The 18,617-nt window shown below is 65.9% G+C and carries 13 protein-coding genes and 1 pseudogene; 5 read left to right on the forward strand and 9 right to left on the reverse strand.

The window, feature by feature from the left end:
* Nucleotides 1-288 precede the first annotated feature (288 nt).
* From M2336_RS18045 to M2336_RS05370, 3 genes and pseudogenes are all read left to right on the forward strand, one after another.
* Nucleotides 289-660: pseudogene (locus M2336_RS18045) on the forward strand (TonB-dependent receptor plug domain-containing protein); the annotation flags it as partial.
* 371 nt (nt 661-1,031) lie between these two features.
* Nucleotides 1,032-2,342 carry a TonB-dependent receptor domain-containing protein gene (locus tag M2336_RS05365; RefSeq protein ID WP_264593248.1) on the forward strand — a complete coding sequence of 437 codons (1,311 nt, stop codon included), beginning with the start codon at nt 1,032-1,034 and terminating at the stop codon, nt 2,340-2,342.
* A 183-nt stretch (nt 2,343-2,525) separates the two neighbouring features.
* On the forward strand, nt 2,526-3,062 hold the full coding sequence (locus tag M2336_RS05370) for a hypothetical protein (protein WP_264574237.1): 537 nt from the start codon (nt 2,526-2,528) through the stop codon (nt 3,060-3,062).
* A 29-nt stretch (nt 3,063-3,091) separates the two neighbouring features.
* On the opposite strand, the gene pheT is transcribed toward M2336_RS05370, so the two are convergent.
* The 5 genes from pheT to rpmI form a co-directional block, all read right to left on the reverse strand.
* Entirely contained in the window at nt 3,092-5,494 is a 2,403-nt protein-coding gene (pheT, locus tag M2336_RS05375) for a phenylalanine--tRNA ligase subunit beta (protein WP_264574238.1), read from the reverse strand.
* 130 nt (nt 5,495-5,624) lie between these two features.
* Nucleotides 5,625-6,737 (reverse strand): phenylalanine--tRNA ligase subunit alpha, encoded by a 1,113-nt coding sequence (gene pheS / locus M2336_RS05380; protein ID WP_264571385.1) that lies wholly within the window; start codon nt 6,735-6,737, stop codon nt 5,625-5,627.
* Between the two features lie 89 nt (nt 6,738-6,826).
* A complete protein-coding gene (locus tag M2336_RS05385) occupies nt 6,827-7,474 on the reverse strand; it encodes a choice-of-anchor C family PEP-CTERM protein (protein ID WP_181561531.1) in 648 nt (215 codons plus the stop codon).
* 151 nt (nt 7,475-7,625) lie between these two features.
* Nucleotides 7,626-7,988, reverse strand: coding sequence for a 50S ribosomal protein L20 (gene rplT, locus M2336_RS05390; RefSeq protein WP_181560727.1), 363 nt, complete (start codon nt 7,986-7,988; stop codon nt 7,626-7,628).
* Nucleotides 7,989-8,000: 12 nt separating this feature from the next.
* On the reverse strand, nt 8,001-8,204 hold the full coding sequence (gene rpmI, locus M2336_RS05395) for a 50S ribosomal protein L35 (protein WP_014078133.1): 204 nt from the start codon (nt 8,202-8,204) through the stop codon (nt 8,001-8,003).
* A 214-nt stretch (nt 8,205-8,418) separates the two neighbouring features.
* Between rpmI and M2336_RS05400 the strand changes: the two genes are divergently transcribed.
* The gene (locus tag M2336_RS05400) at nt 8,419-9,258 is read left to right on the forward strand and encodes a universal stress protein (RefSeq protein WP_264574240.1); all 840 of its coding nucleotides are present in this window, start codon (nt 8,419-8,421) and stop codon (nt 9,256-9,258) included.
* Between the two features lie 41 nt (nt 9,259-9,299).
* Here M2336_RS05400 and M2336_RS05405 read toward each other — a convergent pair whose 3' ends face one another.
* Complete coding sequence (locus M2336_RS05405; protein WP_264574241.1) at nt 9,300-12,086, reverse strand: [protein-PII] uridylyltransferase; 2,787 nt, start codon at nt 12,084-12,086, stop codon at nt 9,300-9,302.
* A 60-nt stretch (nt 12,087-12,146) separates the two neighbouring features.
* Entirely contained in the window at nt 12,147-14,732 is a 2,586-nt protein-coding gene (gene mutS / locus M2336_RS05410) for a DNA mismatch repair protein MutS (protein WP_264574963.1), read from the reverse strand.
* 197 nt (nt 14,733-14,929) lie between these two features.
* On the opposite strand from mutS, the gene M2336_RS05415 reads away from it, so the two are divergent.
* Nucleotides 14,930-17,191: an NADP-dependent malic enzyme gene (locus M2336_RS05415; protein WP_264592631.1), complete on the forward strand. Its 2,262-nt coding sequence runs from the start codon at nt 14,930-14,932 to the stop codon at nt 17,189-17,191.
* Between the two features lie 57 nt (nt 17,192-17,248).
* Here the strand turns inward: M2336_RS05415 and M2336_RS05420 are convergent, their stop codons facing one another.
* Both M2336_RS05420 and M2336_RS05425 read right to left on the reverse strand, forming a co-directional pair.
* Nucleotides 17,249-18,016 (reverse strand): hypothetical protein, encoded by a 768-nt coding sequence (locus M2336_RS05420; RefSeq protein ID WP_264592632.1) that lies wholly within the window; start codon nt 18,014-18,016, stop codon nt 17,249-17,251.
* A 113-nt stretch (nt 18,017-18,129) separates the two neighbouring features.
* The gene (locus tag M2336_RS05425; protein WP_264571380.1) at nt 18,130-18,606 is read right to left on the reverse strand and encodes an outer membrane protein assembly factor BamE; all 477 of its coding nucleotides are present in this window, start codon (nt 18,604-18,606) and stop codon (nt 18,130-18,132) included.
* Nucleotides 18,607-18,617: the final 11 nt, after the last annotated feature.

The following is an 18,617-nucleotide window of genomic DNA, read 5'->3' on the forward strand; positions in this document are numbered from 1 at the left end:
GCGGGCTGCATGGTGTTTCAGTCCTAGCTTGCACCAAGGGGGTTGACGTGCTGCCGGTAATCGATTGTACTGAAAGCCGGTTGATAGACGTAAATCGGGACGCCCCGCGTCGCCGATGACCGTAGCATTTCGGTAACACTCCACCATAAACTGGTCTGCGCGCGCATCGTGCGTTGGACATTGTCATGCATCTCTCTATGCAATCGATTGCTCGATTTTGTTTTTTGCAGGAGATGGATGATGAAGCGGCTTCACGCCGGTGTTGCGGTTTTGGCACTGATGGCTGTCATGGGTGCAGCGCCAGTTCGCGCACAGCAGACCACCACAAACAGTGTTGATACCGCGCCTGACGAAATCATCGTCACCGCTCAGAAGTCCGGTGTGCAGGCGCTGCAGGAAGTGCCGCTCGCCATCCAGGCGTTCAGCGGTGAGGACCTCAAGGAGCGCAACATCAACAATATCGCGGACCTCGCCACGGCGATTCCGGGTATTTCCGAGAGCCAGCGCCAGTCGGTCGCTTCGCGCTCGTTCAGCATCCGCGGCGCCGGCGCCGGCGCTGCCAATGGCGACTCGGCCATCGGCTATTATGTCGACGACGTGCCGTTCGTGGTCACCAACTTCGGCATTGCGCCGCCGATCCGCTTCCTCGACCTCGACCGCGTCGAGGTTCTGCGCGGTCCGCAGGGCACGCTCTATGGCCAGGGTTCGGCCGGCGGTGTGTTCATCTTCCACACCCGCGATCCTGACCTGACCGAGATCAAGTTCGCTGCCGAGGCGCAGGCCTCTCAGACGCGCGGGGCCGGTGGCCTCAACTATGGCGTCGCGGGCGTCGTCTCCGTCCCGATCATCAAGGATGTGCTTGCTGTCCGCGTCAGCGGTGGCCACTCCTATAATCCGGGCTGGGCGGACGAATATTATGGTGCGTTCGACGGCACGCCGGATCGCAAGGGCGTGAACGAGGTGCGCGACGACGACATTCGCGTGGTCGCGCTGTTCCGTCCGGTCGACAACCTGAATATCCGCGCGCAGTACTGGCATTTCCGTCCGCGCCAGCAGTTTCTGGGCGGTCTCGCCCGACCCAGCCGCCTTATTACGCGAACACGGCGGCGCAGCCGAGCTTCGGCAATGGCGACTTCAAGCTTTACAGCCTGTCGGCCGGCCTGGACTTCGATACCTTCTCGATCTCCAGCGCCACCACTTATCTCAAGGGCAATTTCGGCATTTACGTGCCGATCGCGCCGGCGGGTGCCTTCTCGAGCCAGTTCTTCCCGGACATGTTCAGCCAGGAAGTGCGAATCAACTCCACGACCGACGGTCCGTTCCACTGGCTGCTCGGCGGCGCCTATCAGGACGGCAGCGGCCCGCAGGAAAACTATCTGCGCATTCCCGTTGCGGGCATCGACACCAATGCCGACAACAACACCATCACCAAGAACTGGGCGGTGTATGGCGAACTGGGTTACGACCTGTTCGATGGCAAGCTGCGTCCCCGGGTTGGCCTGCGCTATTATCATGACAAGCGCACGTTCGAAGACGCCAACACGACGAACACGAACAAGAAGAACGTGACGACCTGGCGCGTCAACCTCTCCTATGTGCCCAATGATGATCTGACGGTGTTCGCTACGGCGGCGACCGGCTTCCGTCCAGGCATCGTGCAGTCGCAGATCCAGGCGGACCTGCTTGCGGACGTCGGCATCCCTGCCGGCACCCAGACCCGTCCCGAAAGCTCGACCAACTATGAGGCCGGCATCAAGTGGCGCTCGCCCGATCGCACGCTCAACGTCGGGTTGAACTTCTACGTCAACAAGCTCGAGGACATGCTGACGCCGACGCCGACGCTGGACGCGAACGTCTCTGGCTTCTCGAACTTCGGTGACGGCACCAGCAAGGGCGTCGATATCGAGATGCGCTGGCGGACGCCTCTGGACGGGCTGACGCTGAGCGCAGTCGCGAACATCAACCAGGGCAAGTATGACACGGTCGATCCCGCCGTGCAGGCGCGCCTGCCGTACCTGCGTCCCGGTACGCGGCTGGTCAACACGCTCGAGGAAAACGCCCGCGTGGATGCGACCTATGAGACATCGCTTGGCGGTGACCTCAACGGCCTGTTCAACGTCGCATGGACCTACAATGGCAACCGCCTGCAGACCAACGGCGAGTATGTGAAGGCCTATAGCGTATACAGCGCCAATATCGGCCTGCGGTACAAGGCCTATGATCTGACGCTGTTCGGCGAAAATCTCGGCGATTATGACGGGGCTGTGCTCACGCTCAACACCTCCAGCATCCGGGTGACGCCGCGCACGATCGGCCTGCGGTTGCGCGTCAACTATCAGTGATCCTGCCACGGGCGTGATGACACGCCCGGCAGTCAGACGAAAAGGGCGGGCGCGGCGAAGGCTGCGCCCGCCTTGTTTTTGGGGCTATCCGCCGGCAGAGATCGTGCAAAGCGGCGGGAACCAGATGGCAGGGATCGCAATTCTGCAGGCACCGCAGCTGTTGCGGTCGGAGACACGGTCATCATGAACAGGCTTATCCGCGCCGCCCTTCTCAGCGCCGTCCTTGCGGCAACTCCCGCGCTTGCGCAGAACGAGCCCGAGAAAGAGGACAAGACAGCGCAGAAAGCGGGCGAGATCGTGACGCAGCCCGCGCGGGACGTGGGCATCGAGAAAACGAAAATCCCCGAGGTGCTGGCCCGCGCTGTCGAGCAGCCTTATGCGCCGGCCGGCAAGGGTTGCCGCGCGGTGATCGACCAGATCGCCGAGCTGAATGCGGTGCTGGGCCCGGACTTTGATGCCAACAGCAAGGCCAATGAGAACAAGTTCGGCAACCTCGCGGCCGCCGGTGGCGCGGCGATCGTCAATTCGATCATTCCGTTCCGGGGCCTCGTTCGTGAAGTGAGCGGCGCGGCAGGGGCCGAGCGTCGCCTGCAGGCTGCCATCAACGGTGGCGTCGCGCGCCGGGGCTATCTGCGCGGGCTGGCGGTCAGCCGAGGCTGCAAGCTGCCCGTGCCGCCGGCGCCCGCTCCAGCCGAGGAGGAGAAGCGGAAAGCGGACTGATCGCCCGCGTTTCCGCCGCTCCTTTGTTCTTATCCGCGCAGAGTTGCGCCCTGTTTAGCCGCAGCAGCCACTACGCGATCAGCGATGGCCTTCAGCTCTTCATCCGTGAAGCTCTTCTCGCCGGGCTGCAGAGTCACTTCCACCGCGAGGCTCTTCTGGCCTCCCGGCACGCCCTGCCCGGCGAAGAGATCGAACAGGCGCGCATCGACGATGGCGTTCTTGTCCGCCCCCCGCACGGCGCGCACCAGCGCGTCGGCTTCCAGATCGGCTGGCACGAGGAAGGCAAAATCGCGCGTGACGGCCTGCAAGGCCGGCGGCGCATAGGCCGTGCGCATGAATGTGGTCTTCTTCGGCACCGGGATCGCATCGAGGTGGATTTCCGCTGCGACGACCGTGCCATCGAGATCGAAGGCGCGGGCGAGGCGGGGGTGCAACACGCCATAAGCGGCAAGCACATTTTTGGGGCCGAGGCGCAGCGTGCCGGACTGGCCGGGATGATAGGCATCGCCAGCCTCGCCCATCATCTGCAGGCGTCCGGCAGGCGCACCGGCGGCCGCCAGCAGCGCAATGACCTCCGCCTTGATGTCGAAGGCATCGAACGGGCGGGCCTTGCCGCCCTGCCAGCCGCGCGGGCTTTTTTCGCCGGCCATCAGGATGCCGAGGGTCAGCTTCTCGTCGCTGCTGCCATCATCGGCGCGGAAATAGCGCCGGCCGATCTCGAACAGGCGGATCGAGGATGCGCCACGATCGGCATTGCGTCGCGCGGCGGAGAGCAATCCGGCGAGCAGCGTCGGCCGCATCACCTTCATGTCTTCGCTGATCGGGTTGGCGAGCGTCCAGTCGCCGCCACCAAAGGGCGCGGCTTCGCTTTCAGAAATGAAGGACCAGTTGATCGCCTCGTTAAGGCCGCGAGCGGCAGCCGCGCGACGGGCGCGGCGCTCGATGAGCTGCAGCGGCGTTGCGGTCGGGCGGGCGACCCCCGGTGTGCGGGGCAGGGGCACGGACGGGACATTGTCCAGCCCTTCGATCCGCACGACTTCCTCGACGATGTCGGCGGTGCCGTGGATATCGCGGCGCCATGTCGGGATGGTGATCCGCCAGTTGGCGCCGGCCTCTACGGTGAAGCCGAGCGCCGCGAGGATCGCCTGCTGGCGCTCCGCGCTCACCGTCATGCCGGCCAGCGCATCGACCATGTCGGGCCGATAGCCCTCGATGACGCGCGGCTCCGCCGGCGGAGTGCCGGCGCGCGTCGCCTCGGTGGGCGTGCCGCCGCACAAGGCGAGGACCAGTCGCGTCGCGATGTCCAGGCCCTCATCGAGGAACGCCGGGTCCACACCGCGCTCGAAGCGCTGGCGGGCATCGGAGGTGAGGCTGAGCGCCTGACCGGTCCGCGCGATGCTCTCGGGCGTGAAATAGGCGCATTCGATCAGCACATCGCTGGTGCTCTCCTGCGCGCCGCTATGCTCGCCGCCCATGATGCCGCCGATATCGTGAACGGCGGAGGCATCCGCGATCACCGTCATGCCCTCGGCCAGCGTATAGGTCTTGCCGTTGAGCGCGAGCACCTGCTCACCAGCCTTCGCCTTGCGGGCGACGAGGCCGCCATCGAGGCGGGCCATGTCATAGACATGCAGCGGGCGGCCCAGGCCGATCATGACGAAGTTGGTGATGTCCACCAGCGCGCTGATGGGTTTCTGGCCGATGGCCTTGAGGCGCCGCTGCAGCCATTCCGGGGAGGCGCCGTTGCGCACGCCGCGCACGGCGCGGGCATAGAAAGCCGGGCAGCCATCGGCATCGTCCGTGCGCACGTCCGGGCCTGCGCCCTGCGCGTCGATCGCCGGGAGCTGTCCGATGATGTCATCGAGCGGCCGCAGCGTGCCGAGGCCCTTGGCAGCGAGATCGCGCGCGATGCCGCGCACACCCATGCAATCCTGCCGGTTGGGCGTGACCGAGACCTCGATGACCGGATCGTCAAGCTGCGCATAGTCGGCAAAGCGCGTGCCGATGGGCGCGTCGGCGGGCAGCTCGATGATGCCCTCATGATCTTCGCCCAGCTCCAGCTCGCGCGTGGAGCACATCATGCCGTTGGATTCGACGCCGCGAATGGCCGCGACCCGCAGCACCATGCCATTGGCCGGCACCGTGGCGCCGGGCAGGCCGAACACGCCGACCAGACCGGCGCGGGCATTGGGGGCGCCGCAGACGACCTGCAGCGCGCCGTCGCCGGCATCGACGCTCAGCACCTGCAGCTTGTCGGCCTGCGGATGCGGCGCGGCCGTGAGCACCTTTGCGACGCGGAAGCCATCGAGCTTCTCGGCGGGGTTTTCGACGCCCTCGACCTCAAGGCCGATATCGTTGAGCGCGCGCAGGATTTCCTCCAGCGAGGCGCTGGTGTCGAGATGGTCCTTGAGCCAGGAGAGGGTGAACTTCATGCGCGGGCTCCGGGATTGCCGGTAAGATCAAACCCGTGCTCCTGCGAAGGCAGGAGCCCAGGGCGGCGAAGGACGGCGGTTGCGCCCTGGGTTCCTGCTTTCGCAGGAACACGAACTCGCAAGAAATGGCTCATGCGCCCACTCCTCCGCTCAGCGTAGGCACATCCAGTGCGGAGAAGCCGTAATGGCGCAACCAGCGCAGATCGCCGTCGAAGAAGGCGCGCAGGTCGTTCATGCCATATTTGAGCATGGCGAGGCGGTCGACGCCGGTGCCGAAGGCGAAGCCCTGCCATTCGGCGGGATCGAGCCCGCAATTGCGGATGACATTGGGGTGGACCATGCCGCTGCCGAGCACTTCCATCCAGCCGCCATTCTCGGCATCGCCGCTGCCGCCGATGACGCGCTGGCCCTTCTCGATGGTGTAGCCCACGTCCACTTCCACCGAAGGCTCGGTGAAGGGAAAGTAGCTGGGGCGCAGGCGCAGGACGATGTCCTCACGCTCGAAGAACGCCTTGAGGAAGGTCTCCAGCGTCCATTTGAGGTGCCCGAGGTGAATACCCTTGTCGATCACCAGACCCTCGATCTGGTGGAACATCGGCGTGTGGGTCGCGTCGCTGTCCGAGCGGTAGACGCGGCCGGGCGCGATGATGCGGATCGGCGGCGGCGTGCTCGTCATGGTGCGGATCTGCACTGGCGAGGTGTGGGTGCGCAGCAACATCGCGGCCGGATTGCCATCGCCGCCGGTCGCGCGGGCATTGTCGCCGAAGTAGAAGGTGTCGTGCATCGCGCGGGCGGGGTGCGTCTCGGGGATGTTGAGCGCAGTGAAGTTGCGCCAGTCATCCTCGATCTCCGGGCCGGTAGCGACCGCGAAGCCCAGATCGGCGAAGATCTCGGCCAGCTCGTCCATCACCTGGCTGACGGGGTGAATGCTGCCCGGCGGGGGCAGGTCTACCGGCAGCGTCATGTCCAGCGTCTCGGAGGCGAGGCGGGCATCGAGCGCCGCGGTTTCGAGCGCGGTCTTGCGGGCGGCGATGGCGCTCGTCACGCTTTCGCGCAGGTCGTGGATCGCGGGGCCTTGCTGCTGGCGCTCTTCCGGACTCATCCGCCCCAGCGTCTTTAGCAGGGCGGTGATGGCGCCGCTCTTGCCCAGCGCGCTGACGCGCAGCGCTTCCACGGCATCGAGGGTGTCGGCGGCGGCGATGTCGGCGATGAGGCCGTCCTTGAGGGATGTGACGTCGGTCATGGCCGCGTCCGCTAGCCTAATTCACCGCAAACGAAAAGGGCGCCGGCACGCCGACGCCCTTTCCTTTGATGGTTGCGACCCGGTTTCGATCAGGAGAACTGAACGACCGACTGACGACGACGCAGCGTGCTGCCGATCAGCGCGAAACCGCCGAGCATCAGCGCCCAGGTCGTCGGCTCGGGTACCGGCACTGCGCTCATCGCGGTAACCGTCACGCCATCCAGCGCCGGGCCGGTCCAGGGCGAGTCGGTCATCGACGCAAAGCTGAGCGTCGTGAGGTTGCCCGAGGCCGTGAAGGTGTAGGTGTAGTTCGTCCAGCCCATATTGGTCTTCGAGAAGCCCGTATTGTCGAAGCTGAACAGCTGGCCGTCATTGCCTGTCGCGGCGACTTCCAACGTCTTGACCGCCGGCCCACCTTCGGGATTGCCGGCCATCAGGAAGTCGACATTGTAGGTCATGCCTTCAATGGTATCGAACGTCTGTGCGATCGCGCCCTGGGCGCTGCCGTTCAGATCGATACTGCGGCTGCCGCTGCCCGACTGCCAATAGCCACCGATCAGCTCCACATTGCCGGATGTGATGGTCCAACCCGTCAGGGCCGTGCTCTCGGTGCCCAGGCGGAGGAAATAGGTGCCTGGGTCATTACCGGTCTCGAAATCGCCGTTGATGAACGTTGCTGCCTGCGCAGCGGACGGGAGGGCGAGCGTCGCCGCGACCCCCAATAGCAGTCCCTTCATTTGGTTCTCCACTTATAGTCCCACGCACTCGCAATGCTGCAGTGCGGAAAAGGTTTCCGAAGCGTTAACCAAAATTTCAGAGAGTCGCGAAATGATACAAAAAGGGCGCCGGAAGCATCCGACGCCCTCTTCGCGATGATTGTGCAGATGCTCAGGCTGCGGGCAGGGCCGCGCGCGCCTGGGCAATGATGCCCTTGAACACATCGCCTTCATGCATGGCGATGTCGGCCAGAACCTTCCGGTCCAGTTCGACGCCCGCCAGCTTGAGGCCGTGCATGAACTGGCCATAGGTCAGGCCTTCCATGCGGACAGCTGCGTTGATGCGCTGGATCCACAGGGCGCGGAAGCTCCGCTTCTTCACCTTGCGGTCGCGATATGCGTACTGGCCAGCCTTTTCGACAGCCTGACGCGCGATGCGGATCGTGTTCTTGCGACGGCCATAATAGCCCTTCGCCTGATCCAAAATCCTCTTGTGCTTCGCCTTGGTGGTTACACCGCGTTTGACACGTGCCATGTCGCCTGCTCCTTACTTGAGGCCGTAGGGCGCCCAGAGGCGCACGTGAGCGACATCCGCGTCGGAGAGAACCTCCGTACCGCGATTCTGGCGAATATACTTCGCGTTGTGGCTGATCAGGCGGTGGCGCTTGCCGGCGACACCATGCTTGACCTTGCCGGTGGCGGTGAATTTGAAGCGCTTCTTCACACCGCTCTTGGTCTTGAGCTTGGGCATTTTCGTCTCCTTTGTCTTAGCGCAAGCACCCCGGAGGATGCTCGCAGACGATTACGGACGAACACGGCAGCCCTTACTGGCCGGCCCGTCCTTGCGGTCTTCCATAGGACATGGAAGCGCGGGCGTATAAGCGCGGCCGCGCGCCGACGCAAGCCCCTTAGGTGCGGGCCGGATTTGACGCCGGTCAACGACTCCTCGCCCCCATCGCATTAATATGGCACCAGTTTCGCACGATCCCGATGCGGTGAACAAGGAGGCTGCCATGAAGACGGTGATGGTTCTGATCCATGATGACCCGAGTCAGGAAGCGCGCCTGCAAACCGCGCTCGACATTGTGCGCGCGGTGGAGGGGCATCTGCTCTGTCTCGATGTCGTCCAGATTCCCATGATCGCCGACGGTTTTGGCGCGGGCGGCGGCACCGGCGTGCTGATGATGGATGAGCGCGACCGGGAGGACAAGAATATCGAGGCGCTCGAGCCCCGGCTCGCCAATGAAGGGGTGAGCTATGAGTGGGCGCGGGTGCAGAGCCAGTCCGAGGAGGGCATTACCGACAATGTCCGGCTGGTCGACATGATCGTCGTGGGCAAGCAGGCCTTCGGCGCGGTGAACGAGACCGGCGACACGGCCTCCCGTCTCGCGGCGCTGACCTCCGCCCCGGTCCTGCTGGTGCCGACGGAGCAGAAGCGCCTGGATCTCTTCGGCAAGGCGCTGGTCGCCTGGGATGGATCACGCGCGGCCGATGCCGCGCTGCGGGCTGCCATCCCGCTGCTGCGCATGGCCAGCGAGGTCGAGGTGGTGACGATCGGCGAAGGGGAAGGCGACCCGGACGAGGCGGCCGCCTATCTCGATCGGCATGGCTGCAAGGTCGTCAGCCGGCGCCTGCCCAAGGCTGGCGCGGTGAGCGAGCAACTGATCGAGGCCATGCGGACCTCCGGCGCGACCTGGGCGGTGATGGGCTGCTATGGCCGCAGCCGCCTGCGCGAGCAGCTGTTCGGCGGCACGACGCGGAAGCTGCTGGCCAAGGCGCCGATCCCGATCCTGCTCTCTCACTGAAGCGCCACGCGGGGCGCGCACCCGAAGCGCGGGCGCGCGCCTCAGTTGGCCATGGCGAAGCTGTTGGTGTCGATCAGCTCGCCGGCCTGATTGCCGGCGGCTTCGATCAGCCGCCGTTCGAGCGTGGCAAGGCGGCTCTTGCTCTCCAGCTTCCCGCCCAGAAGATCGGTTAGATAGAAGGTGTCGACGGCGCGCTCGCCGAAGGTGGCGACATGCGCGCTGTGGACCATGGTCTTGGACTGGAACAGCGCGAAGGCGAGGCTGAGCAGCAGGGCAGGGCGGTCGCGAGCCATGACTTCCACCACGGTGAAGCGGTTGGAAGCCTTGTTGTCGATCAGCACCTGCGGCACGATCTGGAAGGCTTCGGCCCGCCGACGAGCCAGCGGGCGCTCGTCCAGCTTGTGCATCAGCTTGTGGCGGTTGAGCAGCGCATCCTCGATATAGGTCTTCACCCGCTGCAATTGCTCGGGCGCATCGAAGCGGCCCCCGAGCGGGTCCTGCACCAGGAAGTTGTCCAGCGCCGTGCCATCCTTGAGGGTGTGGATGCGCGCATCGATGATGTTTCCGCCGGCCAGATGGATCGCCCCGGCGATCCGGTAGAACAGTCCGGGATGGTCCGAGGCGTAGACGGTGACCAACGTGGCGCCGCGCTCGGGATAGGAACGGGCATCGATGGAGAGATCGGACTGCCCGGCGTCCAGCAGATGCCGCGCATTGCGCTCCAGGATGTCCTGCGATTCGGCGATCCAGTAGGATTGCGGGAAGCGCTTCACCAGCCGGTCGAAGGCCTTGTCGTCCAGCGCCAGGCTCGCGCGCAGTGCGTCGCGCTTCTCCTCGATGCGTTCCTGACGGCCCCGCTGCTTGTGTCCGGGGCGGATGACCTCCTCGGCCGAGTCGTACAGCTCGGCGAGGAGCTGGCGCTTCCAGCTGTTCCACACGCCCGGTCCGACCGCGCGGATGTCGACGATGGTCAGGATCACCAGCAGCCGCAGCCGCTCGGGGCTTTGCACCACTTCGGCGAAGTCGAGGATGGTCTTGAAGTCCGAAAGGTCACGCTTGAACGCGGTTGCGGACATCAGCAGATGGTAGCGCACCAGCCAGGCGACGGTCTCGGTCTCGGCATCGCTCAGGCCCAGGCGCGGGCAGAGCTTGGTCGCCACCTCCGCGCCCAGAATGCTGTGATCGCCGCCGCGCCCCTTGGCGATATCGTGCAACAGCACCGCGACATAGAGCACCCGGCGGGAGATGATCTTCTCGATGATCGCGCTCGCCAGCGGATGATCGACCTTGAACTCGCCCTTTTCGATCTGGGAGAGCAGGCCGATGGCGCGGATGGTGTGCTCATCCACTGTATAATGGTGGTACATGTCGAACTGCATCTGCGCGACCACGCGACCGAAGTCGGGCACGAAGCGCCCGAACACCCCGGCCTCGTTCATCCAGCGCAGCACCTTTTCCGGGTCGCGGGGCGAGGTGAGCACGTTCATGAACAGCGCATTGGCCTGCGGGTCTTCCCGCTCCTTGCGAGTAATCAGCACCGAATCGCGGTTGAGCGCGCGCATCGCATCCGGGTGGATCTCCAGCCCGTGCTTGTCCGCCAGCGAGAAGATCTCGATCATCCGCACCGGCTGCTCGCGGAAGAAATCATCCTCGGGAATGGTGATCCGGCCCCGCTCCAGCACGAAGCCATCCAGCTTGCGCGGGCGGTTGAACATGGCCGGGATGTAGCGCCGGCCGCGGCTGGCCATCTTGTCATCGAGATGGGCGAGGAACACGCCGGTGAGGTCGCCCACCGTCTTGGCCATCAGGAAGTAGAGGTGCATGAACCGCTCGACAGCGGAGCGGCCGCGCTTGGGCGAGAACCCCATGCGCTCGGCGACTTCGATCTGCAGATCGAAGGTCAGGCGGTCCTCCGCGCGGCGGGAAATCTCGTGCATGTGGCAGCGCACGGCCCAGAGGAAATTCTCGGCCCGCTGGAACTGGGACAGCTCGGCGCGGGTCAGCAGGCCCACGTCAACCAGTTCGGCGACGGTGCGCACCCGGTTCACATATTTGCCGATCCAGAACAGCGTGTGCAGATCGCGCAGGCCGCCCTTGCCCTCCTTGATATTGGGTTCGACGACATAGCGGCTGTCGCCCATCTGCTTGTGCCGGGCATCCCGCTCGGCCAGCTTCTCGGTGACGAAGGTCTTGGCCGTGCCCTGCATCACATCCTTGTCGAAGCGGGCGACGCATTCGTCGTAAATGCCCCGGTCCCCCCACACGAAGCGCGATTCCAGCAGAGCGGTGCGGATGGTGAGGTCCGACTTCGCCATGCGCACCGTCTCGTCGATCGAGCGGCTGCTGTGGCCGACCTTGAGGCCCAGATCCCACAGCGCATAGAGCATGCTCTCGATGACCTGCTCGGTCCATTCGGTCGGCTTGTAGGGCGTGAGGAAGCCGATATCGACATCGCTATAGGGCGCCATTTCACCGCGCCCATAGCCGCCCACCGCAACCACGGTCAGCCGCTCGGAGGCGGTGCGGTTGCTGATCGGGTAGAGGTGCTTGACCGTCGCATCGAAGAGCAGGCGGATGATCTGGTCCATCAGGAAGGCCTGCGCCGTCACGGCGTCGCGCCCGCGCGTCGGGTTGCGGGCAAGGCGGCGGGAGACTTCTTCCCGGCCGATGGCAAGCGCCTCGCGCAACGCCGCGACGATCACTTGCCGACGCGCGGCGGTATCGCTCAGTTCCGTCAATTGGGCAGTGAGCGCATCGGCAATCTGGCGGCGATCGATGATCGCACGGCGGCCGGGCAGCGAATCGGGCACCTTGTTCATGGGTGCCATATAAGCGCGCTTTGCCGCAGTTGCAGGTGCAACCTCGGCATGGCGCGCAAATCGACGGGCTCAGGCGGTGGGCGCGGTGGCGATCTGCTTGAGCTGATAGATGAGGTCGAGCGCCTCGCGCGGACTGAGTGTATCGGCGTCGATGGCGTCCAGCTGGTCGCGCAGTGGGTCGGTGGCGACCTCCGGCGCGGCGGACAGCGTGGCGGCGAACAGCGGCAGGTCATCGAGCCCCGCCGCGATGCCGCCGGTCTGCGCCTTGCCGGCCTCCAGCTTGCCGAGCACGGCCTTGGCGCGGGCCAGCACCGGGGCGGGCAAGCCTGCAAGCCGCGCCACCGCGATGCCGTAGCTGCGGTCGGCCGGGCCTTCGGACAGCTCGTGCAGCAGCACCAGATCGCCATTCCATTCCCGCGCGCGAACATGGTGGAGCGAGAGGGCGCCGAGGCGCTCGGCCAGGCGCGTCAGCTCGTGATAATGGGTGGCGAACAGGCAGCGGCAGGCATTGCTGTCATGGATCGCTTCCACCACCGCCCAGGCGATGGCGAGGCCATCATAAGTCGACGTGCCGCGCCCCACTTCATCGAGGATCACGAAGCTGCGCTCGGTTGCCTGCGCAAGGATCGCGGCGGTCTCGATCATCTCGACCATGAAGGTCGAGCGCCCACGGGCCAGATTGTCCGAGGCGCCGACGCGGCTGAACAGACGGTCCACCAGCCCAAGGCGGGCGGCGCGGGCGGGCACGAAGCTGCCGGCCTGCGCGAGAATGACGATCAGCGCGTTCTGCCGCAGGAAGGTCGATTTACCGCCCATATTGGGGCCGGTCACCAGCCACAGCCGGTTGTCCGGCGTGAGCGTGCAGTCATTGGCGACGAAACTGGTGCCGTCCTTCGCCAGCGCGGCTTCCACCACCGGATGGCGTCCGCCCTCGATGGCGATGCAGGGCTCTTCGGCGAAGACCGGCCGGCTCCAGCCGCCTTCAACAGCGCGCTCGGCCAGAGCCGCCGCCACGTCGATGCGGGCGAGGGCATCCGCCGTGCGCGCGATGGCGGTGCGGCTGTCCATCACCAGCGTCACCAGTTCCTCGAAATGCGCCGCTTCGGCCGCCAGCGCATGGGCGCCGGCCTGCGTGACCCGGCTGGCCTGTTCGTGCAGGTCCACCGAGTTGAACCGCACGACTCCCGCCAGCGTCTGGCGATGGGTAAAGCCGCTGTCATTGGCCATGAGCTGGTCGGCGTGACGGGCGGGCACCTCGACATGATAGCCGAGCACGCCATTGTGGCGAATCTTCAGCGCGGAGATGCCGGTCTGCTCGCGATAGCGCGCTTCGAGTGCAGCAATGGCGCGGCGGCCGTCGCCGGCCATACGGCGCAGCTCGTCCAGCGCGGCATCATAACCATCGGCGATATAGCCGCCATGCGCCGCTTCCGTCGGCGGGGCGGGCACGAGGGCGCGCGCCAGCTGATCGACCAGCGCGCCATGACCATCGAGCGATGGCAGCAGATCGTCGAGCAGGGGCGGTCGGTCGGGCAGCGCCCCCAGCCGCTCGCGCAGCGCACGGCCGCCGTCGAGGCCATCGCGCAATTGCCCCAGATCGCGCGGGCTGCCCCGGCCGATGGCGACACGGCCGAGCGCGCGGCTCAAATCCGGCAAGGCGCGCAGGCGGGTGCGGACCAGCTCGCGCAGCGGCCCGTCATCATGGAACCAGCGCACCAGATCGAGTCGCGCTTCCACCTTGGTGCGGTCCATCAAAGGCGCGGAGAGGTCCGCCGCGAGCAGTCGGGCGCCTGCGCCCGTCACGGTGCGGTCCACAGTGGCGAGCAGGCTGCCGGCGCGCTGCCCGCTGGCCGTCGTCACGATTTCCAGGCTCTCGCGCGTCGCCGGGTCGATGGCGAGGTGATCCTGCGCGCCGGCCCGCACCGGCGCGGCGAGGAAGGGCATGCGCCCCTTGCCGACATGCTCCAGATAGCCAAGCAGGCCCCCGAGGGCGGAGAGCTCCGCGCGCGAGAAGCTGCCGAAGCTTTCCACCGTCTTCACGCCGAAATGGCGGCAGATGTCCGCTTCCGCCCGCGCGCTGTCAAAGCCGCGATTCTCGAAGGGGAGGGCGCCGGTCAGCCGATCGGCGAGGCCCGGCCGCGCAATGACTTCGCTCGCGTTGATCCGCGCCAGTTCCGCCTCGATGCCGCCGGCGTCCACTGCCACCACGTCCAGCCGGCCGGTGGAGATGTCGGCGGCGGCGACGGCATAATGGCCAGCGGCTTCGCCCACGGCGGCGAGCAGATTGGCCCTGCGGCTGTCCAGCAGCGCATCCTCGGTCAGCGTGCCGGCGGTGACGAAGCGCACGATGGCGCGGCCGACCAGCGCCTTCGATCCGCGCGCCTTGGCCTGCTCGGGCGTCTCGGTCTGCTCGGCAATGGCGACGCGCAGCCCGGCCTTGATGAGTCGCGCCAGATAGCCCTCGGCACTGTGCACCGGCACTCCGCACATCGGGATCGGCTCGCCCTCATGCTCGCCGCGCGTGGTGAGCGCGATGTCGAGCACGGCGGCCGCGGTCCTGGCGTCCTCGAAGAACAGCTCGAAGAAATCGCCCATGCGGTAGAAGAGCAGGTCGCCCCCGGCTTCCGCCTTGAGCGCCAGATATTGCGCCATCATTGGCGTGGGGCCGCCGGATGCGGCGCTGGCTTTGGAGGATTTGGCTGGCAGACTGGTCACGCGGTTGCGTTAGCAGGGGCTTTCGGTCTCGAAAAGCCGGCGGTGGCGTTTCATCCACGGGGTTGTTCGTACCTCGCCTCTTGTGGAGCCGGGCGGAAAGTCGCTAGGGCGTTCCCAATTGCCGAGGAACCCTGCTGATGACCGATAAAGCCGCCATCGAATTCTCCGAGCGCGAGGCGCTGCTCTTCCATTCCTTCGGGCGGCCCGGCAAGATCGAGATCATCGCCTCCAAGCCGATGGCGACGCAGCGCGATCTCGCGCTGGCTTATTCGCCCGGCGTGGCGGTGCCTGTGCAGGCCATCGCTGACGATGCGGCCAAAGCCTATGACTATACCGCCAAGGGCAATCTGGTCGCGGTCATCTCCAACGGCACGGCGATCCTCGGCATGGGCAATCTCGGCGCGCTCGCCTCCAAGCCGGTGATGGAAGGCAAGGCGGTGCTGTTCAAGCGCTTCGCCGATGTGGACGCGATCGACCTGGAGCTGAACACCGAAGACCCGCAGGCCTTCATCGATGCGGTGGCGCTGCTGGAGCCCAGCTTCGGGGGCATCAACCTTGAGGACATCAAGGCACCCGAATGCTTCATGATCGAGGCGGCGCTCAAGGAGCGCATGAACATCCCGGTCATGCATGACGACCAGCATGGCACCGCGATCATCTGCGCCGCCGGCCTGATTAACGCCTGTTTCCTGACCGGGCGCGACATTCGCGAGACCAGGGTCGTCGTGAATGGTGCCGGCGCGGCGGCCATCGCCTGCACCGAACTGATCAAGGCGATGGGCGTGGCGCATGACAATGTGATCATGTGCGACCGCGAGGGCGTGATCTATCAGGGCCGCACCCATGGCATGGACCAGTTCAAGTCCGCCCATGCCGCCCGCACCGAGGCGCGGACCCTGCACGAGGCGCTGAAGGATGCCGATATCTTCCTCGGTCTTTCAGCCAAGGATGCGCTGAAGCCCGACTGGATCAACGAGATGAAGCCGCGGCCGATCCTCTTCGCCATGGCCAATCCCGATCCGGAGATCCTGCCGCCGGTGGCCAAGGCCGCGCGCCCGGATGCGATCATCGCCACGGGCCGCTCGGACTATCCCAATCAGGTCAACAATGTGCTGGGCTTCCCCTTCATCTTCCGGGGCGCGCTGGACGTGCGCGCAACGGCGATCAACGAGGCGATGAAGATCGCAGCGGCGCAGGCCATTGCCGAACTGGCCCGTCAGCAGGTGCCTGAGGAAGTCGCTTTGGCTTATGGCACCAAGCACAGCTTCGGCGCCGATTACATTATTCCTGCCCCCTTCGATCCGCGCCTGATGGAAGTGGTGCCAGCGGCGGTGGCGCAGGCGGCGATGGAGTCGGGCGTCGCCCAGCGGCCTATCGAGGATATGGACGCCTATCGCCAGTCCCTGCGGGCGCGGCTCAATCCCACCACCTCCGTTCTCACCCTCGCTTATGAGGGCGCCAAGGCCAGCCCCAAGCGCGTGGTCTTTGCCGAGGCGGAAGAGGAAGTCGTGCTGCGCGCCGCGATCCAGTTCCGCGATGGCGGCTATGGCACCCCGGTGCTGGTCGGCAGGCAGGATGTCTATGATCGCCTGCGCGATCTCGGCGTGCGCGATCCCGAGAGTTACGAGCTCTACAACAGCGTCAATTCGCCGCTCGTGCCGCGCATGGTCGACATGCTGTACGAGCGCCTGCAGCGCCGGGGCTATCTCCGCCGCGATTGCGAGCGCATGGTCAACCGGGACCGCAACATCTTCGGCGCGCTGCTGCTGCAGATGGATGAGGCGGACGCGATGATCACCGGCGTCACCCGCACCTATGCGCAGACAATGCGCGAACTGCGCCGCGTGCTCGACCCCGCCGAGGACCGCACGCTGTTCGGCATGCACATCCTCGTCGGGCGTAGCCACACCGTGTTCATGGCGGATACCACTGTCAACGAGCGGCCGAATTCCGCCGAACTGGCGCATATCGCCATCGAATCCGCCGCGCTCGCCCGGCGCATGGGGCATGAGCCGCGCGTGGCTTTTCTCTCCTACTCCACCTTCGGCAATCCGCACGGCAACTGGCTCGATAATATTCGCGGCGCGGTCCAGATCCTCGACGGAATGGAGGTGGACTTCGAATATGAAGGCGAGATGGCGCCCGACGTGGCGCTCAACCGGCGCGTCATGGCGAATTATCCGTTCTGCCGCCTGTCCGGCCCAGCCAATGTGCTGATCATGCCCGGCCTGCAGTCGGCCAATCTCTCGGCCAAGCTGCTGCGGGAACTGGGCGGCGACTCGGTCATCGGGCCGGTGCTGCTCGGGCTGAACCAGCCGGTGCAGGTGGCGACGATGGCCTCGACCGCCTCGGAGCTGGTGACGTTGGCCGTGCTCGCCGCTGGCGGGATCGCGCGCTGATCGTGATCGGGATCGGGTGAGCGCCGCTGGCTGAACTGGCAGTGGGGCGCTTCCTTCCTACAGGCAGCGCTGGAACGTCTGGGTGCGGCCCTTGATGGTGCCGTCGCGCAGCAGGATCGTGCCGTCCCGGCAGGATTTGCCATCTTGGGCCACGGCGTCGCCGACCACCACGATGCCGTGATAGGAGCCGGCCATCCAGTTCTGCGCATCGCCGCTCTTCAGCGCGAGGCCCACGGCGCGATCGACGGCCGGGATCAGCAGGAAGTTGCCGGACTGCACGATCGCCTCATCCGGGGTGGCACTGGGCAGTGTCGGCGCCTCATCGGACTTGGGCGCAATCGCCTGGCCCTGCGCGATCGGCACGGTGGCCTGTTTCGCCGGCGCAAAAGCGGGTGCTGTCGCGCGCTTTTCAATCACGGCGGAGAGAAACGGCGCAGGACGTTCGGCGGGAATCAGGGTCGGCTGCTGGCCGGCGGGCGCTGCATCTTCGCTTTCGGTCGCGCGGGGTGCACGATCGATGATCGCCGCCGATACCGTCTCACCGCCCCAGATCGGCCCGCGTGCCGACCATAGCCAGCCGGCCAAGGCGATCACCAGCAATGAGATGCTGACCATGCCTGCCGCGATCAGGAGCTTTTGGGCAAGGCCGGGCCGGGCATCCACACCGCTTCGCGCGTGAAGCTGCTCGCTGGCGCGGTCGAAGCCGATCTCCAGAGATCCGATGGCGAATCGCCAGCGGCTCCGGCTGGCCTTGTAATGGCCGACTGTCTCAGTCCGTCGCGCGTAAGTCCGCTCGAGCGGCTGCAGATCGCCAATATGCTGCATGACCACGCTCCCGCTATACAACGATTTGAAGCGATGGCGCGGTTAATGCAAGCTAAACCAGTCCGCCGGGCGCGCGATCCGGCGCCGACCGAGGGCAGGCCTGCAGCGCTGAATTACTGAGACGGACCTGCCGCTCCGGCCCCACCGGCGCCAACCGCGCCGATATTGCCGAAGATTTCGTCGAACAGGCTGCGCTTGCGGCCCAGCGTCGGCGTCGTGGCGCCGGTCGGCGAGATATTCGCGACCTGATCGAGTGTCGCGTTGCGATCGATCGTCGCGACATTGCCATTGGCATCGAACTGCACCGTCACCAGCGTCTGCGCGGTCGGGCGGGGCGAGGCGAATGCCAGCGCGCGGGTGTCGCGCGCCACATAATACCAGCGCTCCGGGCCGAACTGCGAGACGAAGGTCGGACGACCCAGCGCGCCTTCCACGGACGCCTTGTTATCGACGCCCGGCAGCACCGAACTCACGATCAGATCGTCGATCATGAAGCCCTGATGCGCACGGATTCGCGTGCAGCCGCCCGCCAGCAGAAGGACGGCCGCTGCGCCCACGACCAGAAACGGCCGCCTCAAGCCACGCTGCATTCTCGTCTCCT

Origin of the sequence: Sphingobium sp. B1D7B, from assembly GCF_025961965.1 — a bacterium.
Lineage (GTDB): Bacteria > Pseudomonadota > Alphaproteobacteria > Sphingomonadales > Sphingomonadaceae > Sphingobium.

What these genes read in the sequence shown, in the direction of transcription:
- M2336_RS05400 (WP_264574240.1), top strand. Translation starts at nt 8,419, where the DNA reads ATGGCACCAGTTTCGCACGATCCCGATGCGGTGAACAAGGAGGCTGCC.
- rplT (WP_181560727.1), bottom strand. Translation starts at nt 7,988, where the DNA reads ATGGCACGTGTCAAACGCGGTGTAACCACCAAGGCGAAGCACAAGAGG.
- M2336_RS05420 (WP_264592632.1), bottom strand. Translation starts at nt 18,016, where the DNA reads ATGCAGCATATTGGCGATCTGCAGCCGCTCGAGCGGACTTACGCGCGA.
- pheT (WP_264574238.1), bottom strand. Translation starts at nt 5,494, where the DNA reads ATGAAGTTCACCCTCTCCTGGCTCAAGGACCATCTCGACACCAGCGCC.
- pheS (WP_264571385.1), bottom strand. Translation starts at nt 6,737, where the DNA reads ATGACCGACGTCACATCCCTCAAGGACGGCCTCATCGCCGACATCGCC.
- M2336_RS05425 (WP_264571380.1), bottom strand. Translation starts at nt 18,606, where the DNA reads ATGCAGCGTGGCTTGAGGCGGCCGTTTCTGGTCGTGGGCGCAGCGGCC.
- M2336_RS05370 (WP_264574237.1), top strand. Translation starts at nt 2,526, where the DNA reads ATGAACAGGCTTATCCGCGCCGCCCTTCTCAGCGCCGTCCTTGCGGCA.
- M2336_RS05385 (WP_181561531.1), bottom strand. Translation starts at nt 7,474, where the DNA reads ATGAAGGGACTGCTATTGGGGGTCGCGGCGACGCTCGCCCTCCCGTCC.
- mutS (WP_264574963.1), bottom strand. Translation starts at nt 14,732, where the DNA reads ATGATGGCGCAATATCTGGCGCTCAAGGCGGAAGCCGGGGGCGACCTG.
- M2336_RS05415 (WP_264592631.1), top strand. Translation starts at nt 14,930, where the DNA reads ATGACCGATAAAGCCGCCATCGAATTCTCCGAGCGCGAGGCGCTGCTC.
- M2336_RS05405 (WP_264574241.1), bottom strand. Translation starts at nt 12,086, where the DNA reads ATGGCACCCATGAACAAGGTGCCCGATTCGCTGCCCGGCCGCCGTGCG.
- rpmI (WP_014078133.1), bottom strand. Translation starts at nt 8,204, where the DNA reads ATGCCCAAGCTCAAGACCAAGAGCGGTGTGAAGAAGCGCTTCAAATTC.